Origin of the sequence: Paracoccus methylarcula (assembly GCF_003007735.2) — a bacterium.
Classification (GTDB): domain Bacteria; phylum Pseudomonadota; class Alphaproteobacteria; order Rhodobacterales; family Rhodobacteraceae; genus Paracoccus; species Paracoccus methylarcula.
This window is the reverse complement of sequence record NZ_PXNQ02000027.1, coordinates 1-344: the sequence shown is the minus strand read 5'-3', so window position 1 is coordinate 344 and position 344 is coordinate 1. Positions and strand designations below refer to the sequence as shown.

At 56.1% G+C, this 344-nt stretch carries 1 protein-coding gene; it reads left to right on the top strand.

All coding sequences use genetic code 11. The annotated features are described in order from the left end of the window. On the top strand, positions 1-344 hold a 344-nt coding region (locus A7A09_RS20450), incomplete at both ends, for a calcium-binding protein (RefSeq protein ID WP_436277814.1).

The window sequence follows — 344 nt, the reverse complement described above, 5'->3', positions numbered from 1 at the left end:
CCATGACGTCTTCAACGGCGGGACGGGTTATGACGAGATCATCGTCTATGGCGACATCGCCGTCTCGAACTACCGGCTGACCAGCGCCAATGTAATCGGCATCGAGGCACTGTACTTCCAGAGCGGGGATACCATCTCCGGTACCTCGGGTGCGGATATCTTCGATTTCAGCGGTATTTCCGACTTTGCGGGGTATTACAATGGCATCTCCCTGGGCGGCGGCAATGACCGCTATACCGGGTCCAGCGATCGGGACCTGGTCTATGGCGGGGAAGGTAATGACGTCATCGATGGTCGTGACGGAGATGATGATTTTTACGGTGGAGCCGGTAACGATACGATGT